Raw genomic sequence first — 19645 nt, forward strand, 5'->3', positions numbered from 1 at the left:
GGCGGATTGTGGCCAAACAGCTAGGAGTGTACCCGATTCGCGAATTGATAATCATGTCCGTTTTGTAACAGTAAAATAGCTACCCGGCCATTAACAAGCCACAAAAACCCAAACCAGTTCAAATTATTGGAAATAAATGCCACAAGGTTTCCATATAAAGAAAAAAGGCCGCCTTGCGGCAGCCTTTTAAGGTCTAACAATTCTGTTCGATGCGGATTGCGCTATTGCTCATAACGCAACCAATAGCACCCTGTTACTAGAGCGCATTCAGTCAAACTTGGAGAAATCTGCAGGCCGTTTCTCCATGAATGCGGTGGCCGCCTCGCGAAATTCCGCGGACTGCAGCCGCGCCTGGAAGTGACCCGCCTCCTCGCGGATAACCTCTATTCCCTTTTCAAAGGTACCTTGGCGCAGCAGCTTTTTGGTCAGGCGCACCGCTTCTGGCGCCTTGGTGACCAGCTCCCGCGCGTATTCACGAGCCCGTCCCAGCGCTTCTCCGGAATAGACCACCTCATTGCAAATATTCACATCCGCTGCCGTCTGGGCATCGAACTTTTTACCCAGCAGCAGCAATTCCGAGGCTTTGGCGTGCCCCATGATACGAGGCAGCAGGAAGCTGGAGGCGTACTCCGGGCAGAGACCCAGATTCACAAAAGGCATCTGGAAAATCGCCTTGTCATCGGCAATGGATAAATCACAGTGCAGCAGCAATGTGGTGCCAATGCCTACCGCGACGCCACTGACCGCAGCGATCACCGGCTTGGGGAATTCATACAGCGCCTTCATAAACTGGAAAACCGGAGATTCCTCACCACTGGCAGATCCACCGAGGAAATCCGTCAGGTCATTGCCGCTGGTAAACATACCGCCGGTGCCACTGTGGGTCCCGGTAAGGATCACGACCCGAATCCCCGGGTCGGTGGCGGCGCTGTTCAGTAGATCTGCCATCGCCGAGTACATCGCCATGGTCAGTGCATTCTTGCGCTCGGGGCGATTGATGGTGATCTCCAGTACCCGATCGGTAACCTGGGCCTGAATTTCTGCACATGTGCTCTGCATAAGGGGCTCCGCGTATTCTGTCGTTATCTCTGTCTGTGTGACGTCTGTTGCGATGAAACCAGGCTGCACAAGCCGGTCATCTCTGTAGTGGTGTCTAGTGTAGCCACCCTACCCTCTAGCACGAGGTCCGAATCGATCATTTTGGGTTACGGATTGGAAGGGACCTGGGTACTCAAGCTAAGGTATTCGACCGAAAACTGCTTTTCCAATAAGGCACAGCTAGACCTTATAATGCGGCCAAGGTTATGCAATTTTAAGCAAATTCAGATTCACAAAACCCCTGATACCGGTACAGACATTTCGGTCGGGGTGTCAAACAGGAATACGCCAGCCATGACGGTCACATACAGCTCCTACCTGAAAGTTGATGAACTGCTGCAATGCCAGCACCCCCTGTCCGAGGGGCCGGAGCACGATGAACTGCTGTTTATCGTTATTCACCAGAGCTACGAGCTGTGGTTCAAGCAATTACTGCACGAACTCGACTTCCTGGTGCGCCTGTTCAACGCTGGCGAACGCAACCGGGCGCTACACACCCTCAAGCGTGTGGATGCCATTTACCGCACCCTGATTCAACAGGTCGATATCCTGGAGACGCTGACGCCGCTGGAGTTCTCGTCCTTCCGCGATCGCCTGTCCACTGCCAGCGGCTTCCAGTCCTACCAGTTTCGCGAGCTGGAGTTCTTGTATGGCGCCAAGGATGCAAAGAAGCTCAGCAACTACGAGCCGGGCTCTGAGCACTACCAGCGCTTGCAGAAACGTCTGAATGCCCCGACCCTGTGGGACGCATTCCTGCGCTTCCTCAGCCACGAGGGGCACGAGATACCAGACGCCGAACTGAACCGCGACTTTAGCCAGGTTGCCCCGCCATCACACGCAGTACAGAAGGTTCTAATCGACGTCTACCGCAACGACCCCCTGGTCAGTGACATCTGCGAAGCCCTGGTAGATATCGATACCTCCCTGCAGCAATGGCGCTACCGGCATGTGAAGATGGTCGAGCGCACCATCGGTAGCAAAATGGGCACCGGCGGCTCCAGCGGCGTAGGCTACCTGCAGACCACCCTGTTCAAGCCGGTATTCCCGGATCTCTGGGCCATTCGCTCAGAACTCTGAGCCCTACTCAACTCCTGGCCCCGCCCGGCGAAAGCTTCGCCGGGCGGGGCCAGGACGGGCCTGCTACAGCACTACTAGCCGAAACATCTAGAACAAACTTCTAGAACAAACTTCTAGAGCGAAAAATCAGGCACAAAAAAAGCCAGCATTAAGCTGGCTTTTTTCTGCGAGAAGCGGGACCTGTAAAAACTTATTTGTCTTCGTAAGGTACCAGTGAAACCTGAATATTCGGGTTCACCTCTTTCGCGGCGTCAGCGATGGTGACATAAGTGTCCGCGCTGGACTTGTTGTGCGCGCGTACAATCACGATCGCCTGCGGGTTTTCCGCAAAGAGCTGGGCAATACGGGCACGTACTGCACGGCTGTCGATACGGTTGGCACCCATCCAGATCTCGTCAGCTGAATTCACGGTCAGCAGGATGTTCTGCTTGTCCGGATTCGGCGGCGTGTTTTCAGTCTCATTAGGATCGGGCACGTTTACGTCCAGCGCCTTCTCTTTTACGAAGGATGCCGTCACGATGAAGAAGATCAACATGATGAACACGACGTCCAGCATGGGCGTCAGATCAATATCGGCCTTTTCTTCTTCTACGGCCTTACCGCGTCGTCTACTCATAAAACACCGTACAGTTTTTTAATACGAATTCGCCGGTTACCCGGTCTAATCAGGTGGGGAAGATTGCCGGGAAATGGCCATCAATGCAAGTGCAACCTTTTCGCGCCAAATTTACCCCATAAAAATCAATAACTTAGCCATAAGCCTCAACGGAGAAGCTTAAAAATCAAACAGCCAATTCCCCTTTCCGGGCGGCCAGATAGCCCTGATAGTCAGGTACTTGCCGGGAAAAACTGCGCGTCATCAGCTCGGAATGGATCATCATATCCGCACTGCTGGCATTACAGGCCACCGGAATATTCCACACCGCTGCGATACGCAGCAACGCTTTGACGTCCGGGTCATGGGGCATGGGCTCAAAGGGATCCCAGAAAAAGATAAGGATATCCACTTCTCCCTGACAAATTTTGGCGCCCAACTGCTGGTCCCCGCCCATGGGGCCGCTGAACAGCTTCTCCACCACCATATCGGTAGCAGCCTCTATCTGGCTCCCGGTAGTACCGGTACCCAGCAGCTGATGCTGCTCCAGGGTTCCCCGATGTTTGCGGCACCACTCGATCAGGCCCGCCTTGCGGTTGTCGTGTGCCACCAGTGCAATGCGCTTGCGCGCGGCAATCGGCTGATCTATGTAATCCACGTAACCCCCAAGGAAATAATGGTTAACTCAGATGTCCCCCTCCGGGTCAGCCGCCACAGACCTGACCGAAAACCCGCAAGAATATGGGGGATTATGCTAAATTCCGCGCCCGCCATCCATCTCGGTATTATTAACTCGGTGAATTTCCGTGCTGGCCGCGGTATCAGCGCAGCAATTTGAGGTGAACATCGCGGCGTTAAGGGCACAGTTACTCGATAACACCAACCGATAACACCAACCGATAACACCACCCAAAAACACCAAGGGTACCCGGCGACAGCACGCAAACCTGCCTGCGGGTATAATCCGCCACCAACCAACGGCTATGCCTTCATATATAGGAGTGATTATGAGTGTCGGCGCCTGGGAGCCAGCTAATCAAGCTTCCAACGATCAATCGCGAAAGGAAATCGACCAATCACTGTTGCAGCAGATTATGCATGCGATGGAAGCCGTCGGCGCAAAGGCCGAGGCAGCCACTGATCCAGATCTGGGCGCGCCCGATCTGACCGGCTTCGAAGCCTCACTGCGTAACGCTAACTGGCTGGCGGGGCTGGCGGCAAACCAGTGGCTGGAAGAAGCCGCCCACTGGGAAGATGCACAAATCTGGAGCCTGATCCGGTTTTTCACCCTCGCAGAAATGCAACTGCCGGATTGGCAGGGTGGTGCCGAATCGCCGGTGATACCGCTTGCCAAAGCCCTGCGCCAGCGCAAGGCGCCACTGGCTCGAGCGCAATTACTCTGGTTGCGAGAGCACTCCGATAACCGCTACCTGCCTTACGGTCCTCTCTAGCTTTCTCTCTAGGCCAGCCGGAAGAGCAGAAGGAAAACAGAAAAGGCGTATCGCGATACACGATACGCCTTTTTTCTTGGTGCCAGTTATAGGTGCCAGTTATCGGTGCCTTTTATCGGTGTCGGCTTTTGAGCGCTCGGTTTAATACCGCGTGTCTTGATACCTGGCGCTGTGGACCCTCAAGGTTGTGAGCTATCAAGGTATTAAACACTTCGGCTTTACATCGCTGTCGATAGCAATTCTCCCATCGCCATTTCGACTCGCTGCTGTATCACTCCTTACTACCTGAATACGACTTCTCACCAACCTCCACAAGGCCCCATTAGCCGCACTAGTCTTCAACGCGGAAGAGCTGGCTTCGCAGGGATTCCGCCGTAACCGGCACCCGGTAGTTCACCGACAACTCCCGCCAGAGAATATATCCCTCGGCATCAAGCAACCAGGCACTGGGGCGGGCTGCATCCCGAATCCACGGCTGTAACAGAAACGGCGCCCCACACCGGGTGACAAAAGGAGCATTTTGCGTGTCCGCCCCCGACAATTGTCCAACGTTCAGGCCAAGCAAACTCTGCGACCACTTCCTCACCGGCTGTGTACTCCAGAACACCAGGCCGACATTCCGCCGCTGAAGTTCTGGCAACAAAGCGCGCAAATGGTGCACCTGATTACGACTGTCAGCACAGTAGCTGCCCCGCAAAAATACCAGCAGCACACCCGACAATTGATTTTCGCGACAATAGTCCACAGCCTGCCAGTGCTCTTTTTCCTCATTTTCACTCACGCCTTCAGGCACTCCTTCACCCGAGCCGACAATCCCAAGCGAGGGGAAAAGTGAATTCACTGCGGGCAGTGTCGGGTGCGACAAGGCGCTCAGGTGGTAGAGATAGATCAATAAAACAAACAGGTTGAAGATCGCCAGATAAATCGGCCATCCGCGCTCGGTATCTGTCAGCAATACAATAGCCAACCCCAGCAGTACCGCGGTAAAAGCGCCCGATTCACGGATATCACCAGTAAAGTTTCCGCTAAACCGATAACGCAGCAACATCCATACGGGCAGTGCCCAGCTATTAATTAATAACCCAAACCAGGCTGCGTTGCTGACACCGCGCGAATCCGATAAAAAGCCGTGAATAGCCAGAAATCCACAGCTCATTAACCAAATAAACGCAAGAAAGGTAAAAAAAGCCTTAAATTTATTCATTACAGAGTAAAAACGCCCCTAAAACACTTGCATTCAAGTATATAAATAAGCTGCAATTAGCGCGATGAATTCCACTCATCCAAAATAACACCTAAATACTAAATTTAGACACAGGGATATTTTATGGCCGGACGTAAAAAAGTCGCCTCAGCTAAAGCTAAAGTCGCCAAGGCTAAAGTAGCCAAGGTAAAAGTAGCTAAGGTAAGTGACGTAGCAAAGCTAGAGGCGGAACTCGCGTCTCTGAAAGCCCAACTAGAAAAAGCCCGTAGCAGCCAGGAAGCCGATGCCAAAAAAGCAGCCGACAAGGCCGCTAAAGATGCTGATCAGGCTGCCAAGAAAGCCGCCGCCGCACAGGCCAAGGTAAAAGCGGCTCGCGCGAAGAAGAAGTCTGCAGCTCAGCAGAAGCAACTGAAGGCCGCCCAGGCCGCCGCTGCCACCGCCAAAAAGGCCGCAACTGCCGCCAAGGCCGTAGCGACGGATGCCAAGTCCACTCTGGCAACCATCAGCGCCGACAACAAGCTGGCAACCAAGGTGGCCAAGGCTGTTGCCAAAGAAGAAGCTGCGATCACCAAGAAGCTGACCGCTGCCGAGAAGAAAAAAGCCGCGGCTGAGAAGAAGAAGGCTACTGCTGCAGCCAAGAAGAAAGCTGCTGCTGACAAGAAGAAAGCTGCCGCTGCTGCCAAGAAAGCCGCGGCTGCTGCCAAGAAGAAGGCTGCTGCTGCGAAGAAGAAAGCCGCTGCTGCCGCCAAGAAGAAAGCCGCTGCTGACAAGAAGAAAGCCGCTGCTGAGAAGAAGAAAGCTGCCGCTGCTGCCAAAAAAGCCGCTGCAAAAACCAAAGCTGCAGCCAAGAAAAAGCCTGGTCGCCCAGCCAAGAAAGCGGCTACCAAGACCGCAGCCAAGAAACCGGGTCGTCCGGCCAAATCTGCTACAGCCAAGAAGCCTGGCCGTCCGGCTAAGTCTGCTGCCGCTAAAAAGGCCCCTGCTCGCCGCGGTCGTCCGCCAAAAGCAAAAGCCTAAACTGTCATTTCTGGCAGACAGAACGAAAAACCCCGGCTCGCCGGGGTTTTTTTATTCCTGTTATTCGTTTCTTTTCCGCCTCTAGCCAACCCCCAATTAGCTCTTTCGCGTCATACGCAGTAGATCCCTGAGCGCCGGTGGTAATGCCAGCATTACCGGTGTCACGATCAGTGTGAGCAGTGTTGAGAACGTCAATCCGTAAACAATCGCACTGGCCAGCTTAACCCAGAAGGAGGCAATCACCCCGTTCGCGACAACCGTGCGTCCGACCATATCCACACTCACCCCCAGCGCCAATGGCAACAGGCCAAGGATAGTGGTTGCGGTGGTAAGGAATACCGGTCGCAATCGCTGTGCCGCCGCCTTCACTGCAGCCGCACCATGACTCAGCTCCGGTTCAGCCTTGCGGACATAGTTATAGGTATCGATCAGTACGATATTGTTGTTCACCACAATGCCCGCGAGCGCCACTATGCCGACACCGGTCATAATCACGCTAAAGGTGCTCTGGGTCAGGGTCAGCCCCAGCATCACGCCCGCGGTAGACATAATGACCGACGAAAGAATCAATGCCGACTGATAAAAACTATTGAACTGAGTCACCAGCAGGATAAACATCAGGAAGAGCGAAAGGGAGAAAGCCACCTGCAGAAACACCAGTGACTCGCTCTGGTCCTCATCTGCCCCCCGGTACAACAGCTCTACCCGCTCATCCACCGGGTTCTGCGCCACCCATTCGCGAATTTCCCGCAATTTGCTGTCAGCCAGTACCCCATCTTCCACATCCGCCTTGATCTGCATACGGGTAATGCCATCAATGCGCTCGATTTTGTCCACCTTGGGGCCCGGTTCGGTGGTCACAAAGCTGCTTACGGGAACGGCCCCGTTTGGCGTATTCACTTTTAATTGATCCAGTGCCGTAATGCCGCGTGCGTAGTCCGGATAGCGAATACGGATGTCCACCTCCTCATCGGAATCATCCGGGCGGTATTCCGCCATCATTACGCCGTTGGTCACCAACTGCACCGCCCGGCCCACGCCCGTAAGGTCTGCGCCATAAAGTGCCGCCTTCGCCCTGTCCACCTTTACCCCCCACTCGATACCCGGGAGCGGTGCGGTATTGACGATATCCCGCAGATCAGAAAATTCGGTTTCCAGCGCCCGGTGCAGGCGCCAGGTTTCCGCCAGCAACTGATCGTAATCGCGGCTGCGCAGCTCCAGCACAATATCCTTGCCTACCGGGGGGCCGCCTTCAAAGGCATTGGCACTGGTCTTGATTCCGGCAAAGTTGGCGGTGCGCTGGCGGATATCTGCAAAGATCTCACGACTTTTGCGCTCGCGCTCCACCGAAGGCAATAACTCCACCAGCAGATTCGCAATCTGATCCGGCGCTTTCTCGGTATTGCCGGAAATGCCACCGGATCCAATAGCCGAGTAGACCACGCGCACTTCGGGTACATCCATCACCGCGGCCTCTACCTGGGCCACCAGTACTTTCTTTTCTTCAATGGAAAGGTTGCCCTGCGCGCGCACCTCGACATTGCCGTATTGCTCTTCCGTCTCGGTAAAAAATTCCACCCCGGGGTTGAACTTGCTGAACGCCATAAAGATGCCGACCAACACCAGAATTGTGGCACCGAAGGAAGTAAACGGGTGACGCACCACAGGATCCAGCATGCGCGCGTAGAAACCGGTCACGCCCCTCAGAGCCACCGGGTCGCCGCCCTCCAGTTGTTTGAGATACTGCTGGGTCTGCAGGTCCATATTGCTTTTGCCAAACACAGACCCTAACACCGGCGCAAAAAACAGGGCATACACCAGCGAACCAGCCAGAACGGAGAAGACGGTTACAGGCAGGTAACGCATAAAGTCACCCACCACACCCGGCCAGAAAATTATCGGCAAAAATGCCGCCAGGGTGGTGCCGGTCGATGCCACCACTGGCCAGAACATACGCCGCACCGCAATGGCATAAGCCACCCGCGCCGAAAGCCCCTCCGCCATTTTGCGATCGGCAAACTCGGTAATCACAATGGAGCCATCAATCAACATGCCGAGCGCCAGCAACATACCGAACATCACCATAAAATTGAAGGAGTACCCCAGGTACCAGGTGATGATGGAGCCAAACAGCAGCGAGAAGGGAATCCCGAAACCCACCAACAGGCCGGAGCGGAATCCCAATGCTGCCACCACAATGATCATGACCAGCAACATGGCGGTGAGAATATTCCCCTCCATTTCGCTGACCATATCCCGGGCCACTTCCGACATATCGAAGACAAAATCCACCGCGACGCCACGGGACAGGAACCTCCGCTCGGCATTGACCACGGCGCGCACCGTGTCTGCCAGATCGACGGCGCTGGCCCCGGTGCGCTTCTCCACATTAATCGCCAGTGCCGGGTGGCCGTTCACCGTGGTAAAGCTGGTGGCATCTTTGAAGGTACGACGGATATCCGTTACCTGCCCAAGGGTTACCACGCCGTGTTCGGATTGTTTAAGGGGAATCTGATAGACATCAGCGGCGGTTTCAATCAGCCCCGGCACTTTGACGGAAAAGCGCCCCTTACTCACATCCATCTCGCCTGCGGGAATCAGCAGGTTATTCCCCAGCACCGCATTGATCAGGTCACCACTGGTAATCTGGTAGTGCTCCAGGCGCACCGGATCAATGGTGGCTTCGACAACCTCTTCGCGGTTGCCATTAATATCTGCGCTCAGTACCTCACTGACATTTTCAATCTTGCGCTTGAGCAACTGAGCACTGCGCAACAACTCCCGCTCACTGACCCCGTCGCCGGCAAGGGTGACCACGATCGCTGGAAACGGCTGTGCTGAAGCCTCCTCGACGATGGGCTCTTCTGCATCCCGAGGTAATTTGGCCTTGGCGCGATCGACGGCGTTGCGCACTTCGTCCACCGCGAGATCAATATCCAGTGCCGAGTCAAATTCAATCACCAGATAAACCAGCGACTCCCGCGCCGTGGCCATCACCTCTTCAACCCCTTCCAGCGCCCGAATTTCCTGCTCCAGCGGGCGAATAAGCAGGCGTACCCCGTCTTCCGGGGAAATGCCTTCGTGCCTCACCTGCACGATCACGATGGGCGGATTGACTTCAGGACTGGACTCCACGGTCATGGCGCCGCGAGCAGCGATCCCCATGATCACAATCAACAGCATCAGACTGATGGTGCTGCGGCAGCGGTCGACCGCACTCTCCAGCAACTTCATTACTGCAGCTCCTCAGTCGACGCGGATGTGGGGATCTGTTCAGGCATCTGCTCGGGTACCTGTTCAGATACTTGGGCAGGTATCGGCGCCAGCAAGTCACCGGTCGATTCCTCAAACTCCACTTCGACCCTTTCACCCTCGCTCACATATTCCTGCCCGACGGTAATCAACAGCGCCTGCGCTGGTAACCCTGCTACCCAGACCCCGGCATTTTCATCGCTGACCAGTTGCACATTGGAAAAGTGCACCCGCTGCTCAGCATCCAAGGTACGTACACCCAATGCCCCGCGATCATCCAGGGTCAGCAGGGATGAGTTAATCCTGTGCGCCAGCACTTCCCCCGTCGGCAGTGCCATACGGGCACTGGTTCCACTGCGCAGGCGTCCGTCTTTATTCGGCACCGCTACCTCGACCCGATACGCCCGCGTTACCGGATGCGCCTCCAGGCTGACATAGCGCAACTGCCCTTCCAGTAACTGCCCCTGGTGCAACTGTGCACTCGCCGGCCCACCAGGCTGCAGCTGGCCCACCTGGGACTCGGATACCTCGCCCACAACCAGTATCGGGTCCAGGTCGAGAATGGTTGCGCACTCTTCACCGCGGCGAATGAAATCGCCCAACTCAATGGCTCGGCTGTTCACCACACCAGCAAACGGGGCGCGGATCTTGAGGTTCTCTACATCCACCTGGGCACGTTTGTAATCCGCGCGCGCATTGGCCAGTGCCACTTCCTGCTGGGCCATGCCCGCTTCAGATTGCAACCCGCGGCCCTGCAGTTTTTTCGCGCCGGCAAAATCCAGTTCGGCTTTGCGCAATGCCACTCGCGCCCGCTCCAATCGCTCGGGCCTGTCTTCCGCATCGATCTCGCAGATCACTTCCCCGGTGGCAACCCGCTGTCCCTCCGCTACCGGCAGCCCCGCGATAACGCCGTCCAGTTCCGCCCGCAGGCGCACACTCCGGTTCGCCTCCGTGCGGCTATTGACCACCACCCGCGTGGTATAAGGCTGGGCCTGCAAGCGTCGCGCTTTGACCGTCAGCGCTTCGGCTGCGGCCGCGGGGCTAGAGCCCCCGGTATCCCGCGCGGGCCGCGTATCCGCCGTAAGGCCACTCAGCAGCCACAACAGCGCCAGTAACGCCACGATGACTGCGATGCGGTAATTGCGCTGCCGCCAGAGGATCAACAGAAAATTCATGCCTGCATGCCTGCTTGTATCGAAAAGAAAAAATAATGGATATCGAGATCACTCCCGGGAAGCGTGCATTTTATGCACAAAGCAATACCGGTGCAGCGCCCAAAGCTGCCGAATTGCGAAATCCACAGGTAGTAAAATGCAAGAATAGTGAAAGAACCGAAGCGGTGTTCCCGGGAAAACGCTGTACAGGTTAATTTCGGCCGCGCTGGGCGGAATTCAATTCAGGGCTGGACTAAATAAGGAAGCAGGCACGAGCACGACAAGGGAATAAAAAAAGGAAAAGTGCAGAACGGAAGGTGCACCGATGCGGTGACTGGGCGCTGGCTCCCGCCTTCGGAAAACCAGCGATACACGATCAATGACAGGGCTTTGATCAGGAGAGAATGGATTCGAGAAAATCTGACATATCTGACTCTTCTGCCGCGAGGTGCCCACTACCGAACTCCGCATTCCAGTCCAGAAGAATCCTCGCCAGATCCCGCGCCTGGTCCGCCAGGGCAACCAGCTCTTCCTTGCAGTTCTTCGGCCCGGTATAGAGTTTCAGTCGCCGGTGGCTATTGGCCAGATCATGGGTCGGATACTTGGATCGATATACCTCCAGCTTCCAGCGCAGCGAGTGGACCATATTGCGGTAGAACACCAGCTTGGTCGGCAGGTGCAGCAGGGAGAAATCCTCCAGGTCGCCGAACAGGGTACAGTCCACCGCCAGCACCTGTATTTCCTGCCCGACCGGTGCTGCCACAATAGTCGCACTGCGAGGCTCCGCCAGCAGCATTGATAGGTCACCGAAGACTTCGCCGGGGCGGATTACCGCCAGGGGGCGTTCGGCCTGCGCAGCCGCCGCGTCATCCACATGCACCTGCAGCTCACCACGCAGTAGAAAATATACCCAGTGGTCTACGTCGCCCGCGTGCAAAAGCGCATCGCCCGGAGACAGGGAAACCAGCCGGGAGCGCTTCAGCAATACGTCGTACTGCCACTCGCTGGTTGCACGAATATCCCGAAAGAGATGAATGACATTAAGAAGACGATCCACCGCATCCCGCGGGTAATCACTAAGCGGCTTATAATTCATGTAACTCTTGTTAGTTCTTTATGTTGGTTCTTTAGTTCGTCGGGTGATTGTTCGTCTGGCTATTTTTTGGCGGACTTAGCCGATGCGTTCTGCTGCAGCATTCTAGGCTGAAAGTGACGACTGTCTGCCTTGCGGATTGCCGGATTTAAAAAAACGAGACATTTTACCCATTTCAGGGTTGAACTCCATTGCAGTTACAGTAGAGTTGAGCAGAGCCTCGATTAAAGTCCGCTATTCGATGGGGATTTTTTAACCATCTTACTCGCGCTCTTGTTTATCCAGGCCCGCATCTTTCGGGGGGAAGGTGCGATCGAAGTCACTGAACGTTTTTCTGGGGTATTTTGATTGATTGTTCAGCACTTTATCTGCCGGTTTCTGCCCATCCGGCTTTAAAAAGATAGCAAAGCAAAAATGAAATCGACCAACCTTGTCATCGCCTTGCTGCTGTTCGCTACGGCCCTGACGGCAAAGGCGGCACCGCTCCTGAACGGCCTGGCCCTGGAGCAGCAGTTCAACAAAGACCAATACGTTGCCGCTGTCTATTCCGAGCGACTCTCCGACGACGCCAACTCCCTGCTCGACAACAACATGCCGCGCAGCCTGCAAATCCGAGTGATTGCCGAGCGCATGTCCGCACGTCGTCTCCGCAACCAGTGGATGGAAGGCATTGCCATCAACAACCCTGGCGCCACACTGACGGGCCAGGCGGAAAACATGGTGACCTTTGCCAACCTCTTTAAAGGCCGTCTGGTTACAGGCGACCGCCTGCGAATCGATTTTGCTGCGGACACCGGCACTACTTCCGTATCCCTGAACGACATCATGCTGGGCATGATTGAAGATCGCGAGTTCTTCAATACCCTGCTGCGCGCCTGGATCGGGCCTGTGCCACCATCCACCGACTTTCGTGACAACCTGCTGAGTGCCGGCCGCACCGACAGTGGTCTGCTGGCCACCTACGAATCCCTGCAACCAGCTGCGGAACGCGTTGCGCAAATCGCAGCCATGGTCGATGAGCAGGAAGGAACGCAAGAACAAGTGGCCGCAGCATCGGAGCCGGCCAAGGTTCAGCCGAAACCTGCCGAAGTCGCCGCGGTGGCCACCAGCAAACCCAAACCGGACCTGAAAGCGGACATTCCGGCACCGACCCTGGCATCCATCGGCGCACCGCCCGTAGAGTTACCAGCACCAGCGGTTAAAACTGCGGCCAAAACTGCGCAAGTTACTCAGCCCAAGCCTCTGAAGCCCACAACCACCCGCCCGGCCGTGCCAGCAATGGACGAAGAGGACGAGCTGGAAGAAGATGAGGCACCGCTGACAGCCGATATGATCCTGGCGCGCCAGATTTATCATTCCATGCTGCTGCGCCACACCTTCAAGCACCTTCGCTATCCGAAGCGCGCCCAGGAGCGTGGCCAGGGCGGCAGTGTTCGTCTGAATGTAGTTATCGACAATCAGGGTAATGTGAAGAACGTCACCACCCTGCAAGAGTCCCGCTATGCCAGCCTGAACCGCGAGGCCATTGAAGCGGTAGAGCGCGCCGCGCCTTACCCGGCAACGCCAGCCCAGCTCAAATTGGACGAGTACAAGTTCTCGCTTCCAATTACCTTCAAGCTGCCAGACTGAAGCCCTTATAGGCAATAAAAAACCCCGCTACTGCGGGGTTTTTTATTGCCCGTCATCCACCGAGAAGCCCCAAACCGCCTAAATAGCACCGCAATAAAACAACAAAAACCCACCAAAATCCCCCTCACAGGGAATACCAACCCCCGACTGCCCGTTGCGCGCCACAAACAACCGATAACCGCCGGCGAATTCTGTCGGCCCAAGGCTGCAACTAGCCGCATGCCCGCTTGCCCGCATGGCAGGCAGATGCATACTATGGGGCTGCTCCATTTCCCAACCGGTGTCGTACCGGTCAAATATAACAAGCCCAAAAGGCCCGAAATGAAAAAACTGCTTTTACCCTTGGCAATTGCCGGCGCCATTGCCGGTACCACAATGACCGGCTGCTCCAAGTCAGAGGCCCCCAAGGCGGAGGCTGCCCAGGCCACTCAGGCCGCTGCCGAAGCAAGCGCCCCCCAGGTTGCCACACTTGGCTCCGGTATTGATCTCAGTGCCATGGATACCAGTGTGCGTCCGCAGGACGACTTCTACTCCTACGTTAACGGCAACTGGATGAAGACCACCGAGATTCCGGCGGACAAATCCCGCTGGGGCGGTTTCAGTATCCTGCGCGACAAAGCGACCGAAGAAGTAAAAGCGCTGATCATGGAAGCCGGTGAGCACGCCAACAGCGCCGGCGCCAAGCAGATCGGCGATCTGTACAACAGCTACATGAATGAATCGCTGATCGAGAAAAAAGGCATGTCCGCGATCTCTGGTGAGCTGGCCAAGGTCGATGCCATCAAAACCCAGAAAGACCTGACCGACTTCTTCGCCTATGCGGATACCGTGGGTTACACCACCCCCTTCGGAGCTGGTATCAACCAGGACCTGAAGGATGTCGAAAACTACATTACCTTCATCTGGCAGGCGGGCCTCGGCTTACCGGACCGCGACTATTACTTCGATGAATCTGAAAAAGGCCAGAAACTGCAACAGGCCTACCGCGAATACCTGGTGAAAATGCAGCAGATCGCCGGTTTGGATAATGCGGAGCAGAATGCCGAAAGCATCTACCAGCTCGAAAAGAGCCTGGCAGAACACCACCGCACTCGCGTGGAAAACCGCGATCCGGACAAGTACTACAACAAGAAGTCTGTCGCCGAACTGAAAGCACTGATGCCGGCAGTGGACTGGAATAGCTACCTGCAGAAAGCACATCTGGAAAACGCCGAAAACTTCCTGGTTGGCCAGCCGGAGTACCTCCAGGCCGCCAACAAAATCATCGCCGATACCGATCTGGCGATCTGGAAGCGCTACCTGAAGCTCAAGGTCCTGTCTGCTGCAGCGCCTTACATGCATAGCGAAATCGCCCAGACCGACTTCGATTTTTACAGTACGACCGTTCGCGGCGTGAAGGAAATGGAACCCCGCTGGAAGCGCGCGGTGCAGTTTGTTAACGGCTCAGTGGGCGAACTGGTAGGCCAGCGCTACGTGGAAAAATACTTCCCGCCAGAAGCCAAAGCGCGCATGGTCAAGCTTGTGGATAACCTCAAGGCTGCCTATAAGGAGTCCATTGAGTCCCTGACCTGGATGAGTGAAGACACCAAAAAAGAGGCCCTGACCAAACTGGCCAACTTCACCACCAAAATTGGCTATCCGGACAAGTGGCGTGACTACAGCGCCCTGCAGGTAAACGCGGATGACCTCGTAGGCAATGCCATTGCTGCAACTCTGTTCGAAACGCTGCACGAGCGCGACCAACTGGGCAAACCGCTGGACCGCGGCGCCTGGCATATGAGCCCGCAGACAGTAAACGCCTACTACAACCCTCCGATGAACGAAATCGTGTTCCCCGCGGCTATCCTGCAGCCACCGTTCTTCGATATGCACGCGGATGATGCGGTGAACTACGGCGGTATCGGTGGCGTGATCGGCCACGAAATCGGTCACGGCTTCGACGACAAGGGCAGTAAGTTCGACGGCAAGGGCTACCTGAACAACTGGTGGACCGATTCCGACCGCAGCAACTTCGAAGGCCTCACCGGCAAGCTGGTTGCCCAGTACAACGGCTTTGAGCCACTGGAAGGGGAACACGTAAACGGCGAGCTGACCCTGGGCGAGAACATCGGCGACCTGTCCGGTCTCGGTATCGCCTACAAGGCCTATAAAATGTCCCTGAACGGTAAAGCAGCAGCTGAGATCGACGGCTTTACCGGCGACCAGCGTGTGTTCATGGGTTGGGCACAAGTATGGCGCAGCAAAATGCGCGATGAAGCCCTGAGCGAACGCCTGAAGACCGACCCGCACTCCCCGGCGGAATACCGTGTCCAGGGCATTCTGCCGAACCTGGAGGCCTTCTACTCGGCATTTGACGTCAAGGAAGGCGACGGCATGTACCTGCCGGAAGAGGAGCGTGTGGTGATCTGGTAAAAAACGACCAGGTTATCAATCCGATTCCTCGATCAATCAGCCCCGCATTGCGGGGCTTTTTTATGCCCGGGATCGTGCCCATCGCCAGCGGAATGGCATACCATAACTGGCAAAGGAATTTGCGGAGACCATCATGGCCCACAAAAATCAGTTTCAGCTGCTTGGCAGCCGTCGTTTCCTGCCTTTTTTCTGCACCCAGTCGCTGGGGGCTTTTAACGACAATGTATTCAAGAATGCGCTGATCGTGATGATCGCCTTCCGCCTGGCCACCGACGAGGCGAACTTCCTGATCAACCTGGCTGCCGGGTTATTCATCCTGCCATTTTTCCTGTTTTCTGCCACCGCCGGCCAGCTCGCGGACAAGATCGACAAAAGTGTGCTGATCCGGCGGATCAAGCTGGCAGAAATCGGCATAGTACTGTTTGGAATTGGTGCGCTGTATAGCGGAAACAATTACCTCTGCCTGCTGGTACTTTTCCTGCTCGGTGCCCAGTCAACGTTTTTTGGCCCGGTAAAGTACGCCATCCTGCCCCAGCACCTACAGAAAACGGAGCTGGTCGGCGGTAATGCGCTGGTGGAAATGGGCACCTTCGTCTCCATTCTTACCGGCACCATTGTCGGCGGCCTGCTGGCAGGCTTTACCGGCGAAGGTGAGTCCGGTCTGCTGTGGGTATCTGCCGTCATGCTGACGACAGCCATTGCAGGTTACCTGGTCTGCCGAGCCATCCCCAGGGCAACACCGCCCGCGCCGGATTTAAAAATCAATTACAACCCGATCACCCAGACCGGCCGCATTCTCAAACAGGCCGCCAAAACCCCATCGGTGTTTTACGCGATTATCGGGATTTCCTGGTTCTGGCTGCTGGGCGCCGCCTACCTGACGCAGATCCCCAGCCTGACCCGCAATGTACTGGGTGGCAGTGAATCGCTGGTAACCCTGCTGCTGTGCTGCTTTACCATCGGCGTCGCAATCGGCTCTCTGCTGTGCGGGCGCCTTTCTGGCGGGCGGGTTGAGCTGGGGCTGGTGCCCATTGGTGCGGCGGGCCTGACGCTTGCTGGTATTCTGCTCGCCTCCACTACCGGCAACTATCAACCAGCAGCAGAAGCCACGATTGCCGCCTTCTGGAGCAATGACGGTGCCCTTGGAATTCTCTGCAACCTGACCCTGATCGGCATCTTCGGTGGCTTCTTTATTGTGCCGCTTTATTCCATGATGCAGGAGCGTTCTGAGGCCAGCATTCGCGCCCGTATCATTGCGGTCAACAATGTTCTCAATGCCCTGTTTATGGTGGTGGCCGCCATCATGGGCATTGTTTTCCTGAACCTGCTGGGCGCGAGTATTCCGCAATTTTTCCTGATCATTGCACTGATGAACGCTGCGGTAGCGATCTTTGTGTTTACCAAGGTGCCGGAATTTGCCATGCGCCTGCTGATCTGGCTGCTGTCTCACACCATGTACCGGGTGAAACATGAAGGACTCGAACGCATCCCCACGGAAGGTGCGGCGATCATTGCCTGTAACCACGTAAGTTATGTGGATGCGCTGCTACTTGCCGGCGCGGTACGCCGCCCTATCCGCTTTATCATGTACAAACCCATCTATCAGATTCCGGTGTTGCACTTTATCTTCAAGACCAGCCGCGCCATTCCTATCTGCTCCAGGCAGCAGGATCCCGAAGGCTACGCGCAGGCCTTTGCGGAGATTGAACAGGGGCTCAAAGACGGCGACTTACTGTGTATATTCCCGGAAGGACAATTGACCAAAGATGGGGAATTGCAGCCGTTCAAGGCCGGCATCGAGAAAATCCTGCAACGCACGCCGGTACCGGTGATTCCCATGGCGCTGCGCGGTCTCTGGGGCAGCTTTTTCAGTCACAAAGATGGCAATGCCTTCAGTACCCTGCCCCGGCGCTTCTGGTCTCGGGTCAGCGTAGTCGCGGGGAATCCACTGGCAGCGACCGACGTTAAAGCGGAAGCGCTGCAGGAAACCGTGTTGGATTTGCGCGGTCAGCACCGCTAATAGATCATTGAATTGACCGATTTATTGCACAAACAAAAACGCCGCGAAAAATATCGCGGCGTTTTTGTTTCAGGCAATCACTGGCGTCAATTCAATTACAGAGCAGCCATTGCCCCTTCGTAACTCGGCTCATCCGCGGTTTCCGCCACCTGCTCGGTGTAAACCACTTTGCCGTCCTCGCCAATCACCACAACCGCGCGGGACAGCAGGCCTTTGAGCGGGCCGGTTTCAAACGCCACACCGTAATCATCACCGAAGCTCGCACGGAAAGCGGAGCCCAGCTTTACGTTTTCGATACCCTCTGCACCGCAAAAACGGGTCATGGCAAACGGCAAATCTGCAGACACACACACCACTACGGTGTTCTCCAGGGACGCCACTTTCTCGTTGAATGTACGCACGGAGGTAGCGCAGGTTGGGGTATCCACGGACGGGAAAATATTCAGTACCACGCGCTTGCCGGCCAGATCAGACAGCGTCAGCTCAGACAGGTCGCCCTGAACCAGAGTGAATGCCGGAGCCGCGCTACCCACTGCAGGCAATTCGCCCACGGTGGTAATCGGATTTCCTTTCAAAGTGATGTTGGCCATTTCGTCATCCTTACTTTTGCGTGATTAAAGTCCCGGCAGAATGCCGGCGGGGTTAGGCAAAGTCAATGAGCCCCGCGGTAACCCCCTGGGGTATCACAGACAAAAAAAGGCCCCGCAGGGCCTTTCGGTCACGCTGATCAGGCGTCCAGTACGCCGCGTACAAACTCGGCAATCTCTGGCACCTGGCAGTACTCGAAGAAGCAAGCCTGGAAACGCTCACCGGATACCGCGGTTTTTACCAGTTCCGGATCCAGCGCTTTCAGCGCCTCAAGGTAGTCTTTGGCAACCGCTTCCTTGACCTGAGTCAGAATACCGGCGTTGCGCACCTGGGACTCTTTACGCTCCGGTGGGTAGCCCTGGCCTTTCACACCGGTGAAGGCTTTCTCGAACATGTAGCGAATGTTCAGCTCGGCACCCCAGCCAAAGCCTTTGGCAAAGGGAATCGCCAGGGCATTGCCATTGTTGATCTGGGCGAACAGGAAGGCATCCGCCGGATCGATACAGTAGCCACAGAAAACACCCGGGTAGGCATTCAGCGACATCAGCGCGCCCTGGCCAGTACCGCAACCGCTCACCACAAAATCCACCGCCTTGGAATTCAGCAGCAGGCTGCCCATGATGCCGAGGTGGATGTAGGTCAGGTAGTGGTCATTGTCATCGCACATACCGGTGTTGAACACTTCGTGGCCCAGGTCACCGGCTACGTCCTGTAGTTCTTTCAGCACCACGGCATTTTTTGAGGCCTGGCTGAATTCATTCATCAGTGCGATTTTCATTCTCTGAGCTCCTTGGATTCGGTTCGAATAGGCCCCGGGCTTTCGATTCAATGAACGGATTTGCGCTCGGGCCGGCTACAAATTGGTCTGTCCGGGGATTATAAACGTTTGGCCAGCGAACTAAACCGGTCAGACAGATTTTCCGGAAGTCTCAGCGGCCGAAGCCGCGATCAACGGCTGGCTCTTTACCCGCTTCTTCTCTGCATTTTTACCCTTTCACCCAAATGGCACACCTGAAAAGCAAAAACCCCGCAAGTTGCGGGGTTTTTGTTCTTAG

Annotated in this window: 16 protein-coding genes; 7 read left to right on the forward strand and 9 right to left on the reverse strand. The window is 55.8% G+C overall.

Annotated elements, in window-relative coordinates; all coding sequences use genetic code 11:
- Nucleotides 1–267: 267 nt before the first annotated feature.
- Nucleotides 268–1059 carry an enoyl-CoA hydratase gene (locus M0G74_RS14580; RefSeq protein WP_160154465.1) on the reverse strand — a complete coding sequence of 264 codons (792 nt, stop codon included), beginning with the start codon at nt 1057–1059 and terminating at the stop codon, nt 268–270.
- A 333-nt stretch (nt 1060–1392) separates the two neighbouring features.
- On the opposite strand from M0G74_RS14580, the gene M0G74_RS14585 reads away from it, so the two are divergent.
- On the forward strand, nt 1393–2175 hold the full coding sequence (locus tag M0G74_RS14585; RefSeq protein ID WP_248219076.1) for a tryptophan 2,3-dioxygenase family protein: 783 nt from the start codon (nt 1393–1395) through the stop codon (nt 2173–2175).
- Between the two features lie 190 nt (nt 2176–2365).
- On the opposite strand, the gene M0G74_RS14590 is transcribed toward M0G74_RS14585, so the two are convergent.
- Both M0G74_RS14590 and M0G74_RS14595 read right to left on the reverse strand, forming a co-directional pair.
- Nucleotides 2366–2791: a biopolymer transporter ExbD gene (locus M0G74_RS14590; protein WP_160154467.1), complete on the reverse strand. Its 426-nt coding sequence runs from the start codon at nt 2789–2791 to the stop codon at nt 2366–2368.
- A gap of 166 nt (nt 2792–2957) precedes the next feature.
- Nucleotides 2958–3428: a methylglyoxal synthase gene (locus tag M0G74_RS14595; protein ID WP_248219081.1), complete on the reverse strand. Its 471-nt coding sequence runs from the start codon at nt 3426–3428 to the stop codon at nt 2958–2960.
- A 349-nt stretch (nt 3429–3777) separates the two neighbouring features.
- Here M0G74_RS14595 and M0G74_RS14600 point away from each other — a divergent pair, with 349 nt between their 5' ends.
- On the forward strand, nt 3778–4221 hold the full coding sequence (locus M0G74_RS14600) for a hypothetical protein (RefSeq protein WP_248219082.1): 444 nt from the start codon (nt 3778–3780) through the stop codon (nt 4219–4221).
- 331 nt (nt 4222–4552) lie between these two features.
- Here M0G74_RS14600 and M0G74_RS14605 read toward each other — a convergent pair whose 3' ends face one another.
- A complete protein-coding gene (locus tag M0G74_RS14605; RefSeq protein WP_248219083.1) occupies nt 4553–5425 on the reverse strand; it encodes a hypothetical protein in 873 nt (290 codons plus the stop codon).
- A gap of 123 nt (nt 5426–5548) precedes the next feature.
- Here M0G74_RS14605 and M0G74_RS14610 point away from each other — a divergent pair, with 123 nt between their 5' ends.
- Nucleotides 5549–6442 carry a hypothetical protein gene (locus M0G74_RS14610; protein ID WP_248219085.1) on the forward strand — a complete coding sequence of 298 codons (894 nt, stop codon included), beginning with the start codon at nt 5549–5551 and terminating at the stop codon, nt 6440–6442.
- A 96-nt stretch (nt 6443–6538) separates the two neighbouring features.
- On the opposite strand, the gene M0G74_RS14615 is transcribed toward M0G74_RS14610, so the two are convergent.
- On the reverse strand, nt 6539–9676 hold the full coding sequence (locus M0G74_RS14615) for an efflux RND transporter permease subunit (RefSeq protein ID WP_248219087.1): 3138 nt from the start codon (nt 9674–9676) through the stop codon (nt 6539–6541).
- Nucleotides 9676–10869, reverse strand: coding sequence for an efflux RND transporter periplasmic adaptor subunit (locus tag M0G74_RS14620; RefSeq protein WP_248219089.1), 1194 nt, complete (start codon nt 10867–10869; stop codon nt 9676–9678). Before M0G74_RS14620 ends, M0G74_RS14615 begins: the two co-directional genes overlap by 1 nt.
- A 35-nt stretch (nt 10870–10904) precedes the next feature.
- Between M0G74_RS14620 and M0G74_RS14625 the strand changes: the two genes are divergently transcribed.
- On the forward strand, nt 10905–11063 hold the full coding sequence (locus tag M0G74_RS14625; protein ID WP_248219091.1) for a hypothetical protein: 159 nt from the start codon (nt 10905–10907) through the stop codon (nt 11061–11063).
- 179 nt (nt 11064–11242) lie between these two features.
- Here M0G74_RS14625 and M0G74_RS14630 read toward each other — a convergent pair whose 3' ends face one another.
- Nucleotides 11243–11944 carry a cyclic nucleotide-binding domain-containing protein gene (locus tag M0G74_RS14630; RefSeq protein WP_160154474.1) on the reverse strand — a complete coding sequence of 234 codons (702 nt, stop codon included), beginning with the start codon at nt 11942–11944 and terminating at the stop codon, nt 11243–11245.
- Between the two features lie 411 nt (nt 11945–12355).
- On the opposite strand from M0G74_RS14630, the gene M0G74_RS14635 reads away from it, so the two are divergent.
- The 3 genes from M0G74_RS14635 to M0G74_RS14645 all read left to right on the forward strand — a co-directional run bounded on the left by M0G74_RS14635 (nt 12356) and on the right by M0G74_RS14645 (nt 18002).
- A complete protein-coding gene (locus M0G74_RS14635; RefSeq protein ID WP_248219092.1) occupies nt 12356–13570 on the forward strand; it encodes a TonB family protein in 1215 nt (404 codons plus the stop codon).
- A gap of 321 nt (nt 13571–13891) precedes the next feature.
- The gene (locus M0G74_RS14640; RefSeq protein WP_248219093.1) at nt 13892–15982 is read left to right on the forward strand and encodes a M13-type metalloendopeptidase; all 2091 of its coding nucleotides are present in this window, start codon (nt 13892–13894) and stop codon (nt 15980–15982) included.
- Between the two features lie 133 nt (nt 15983–16115).
- A complete protein-coding gene (locus M0G74_RS14645) occupies nt 16116–18002 on the forward strand; it encodes an MFS transporter (protein ID WP_248219094.1) in 1887 nt (628 codons plus the stop codon).
- Nucleotides 18003–18097: 95 nt separating this feature from the next.
- Here M0G74_RS14645 and tpx read toward each other — a convergent pair whose 3' ends face one another.
- Nucleotides 18098–18592: a thiol peroxidase gene (gene tpx / locus M0G74_RS14650; protein WP_248219097.1), complete on the reverse strand. Its 495-nt coding sequence runs from the start codon at nt 18590–18592 to the stop codon at nt 18098–18100.
- A 137-nt stretch (nt 18593–18729) separates the two neighbouring features.
- Nucleotides 18730–19368: an RpiB/LacA/LacB family sugar-phosphate isomerase gene (locus tag M0G74_RS14655; protein ID WP_160154479.1), complete on the reverse strand. Its 639-nt coding sequence runs from the start codon at nt 19366–19368 to the stop codon at nt 18730–18732.
- Nucleotides 19369–19645: the final 277 nt, after the last annotated feature.

Source organism: Microbulbifer sp. CAU 1566 (genome assembly GCF_023156515.1).
In the GTDB taxonomy this organism is placed as follows: domain Bacteria; phylum Pseudomonadota; class Gammaproteobacteria; order Pseudomonadales; family Cellvibrionaceae; genus Microbulbifer.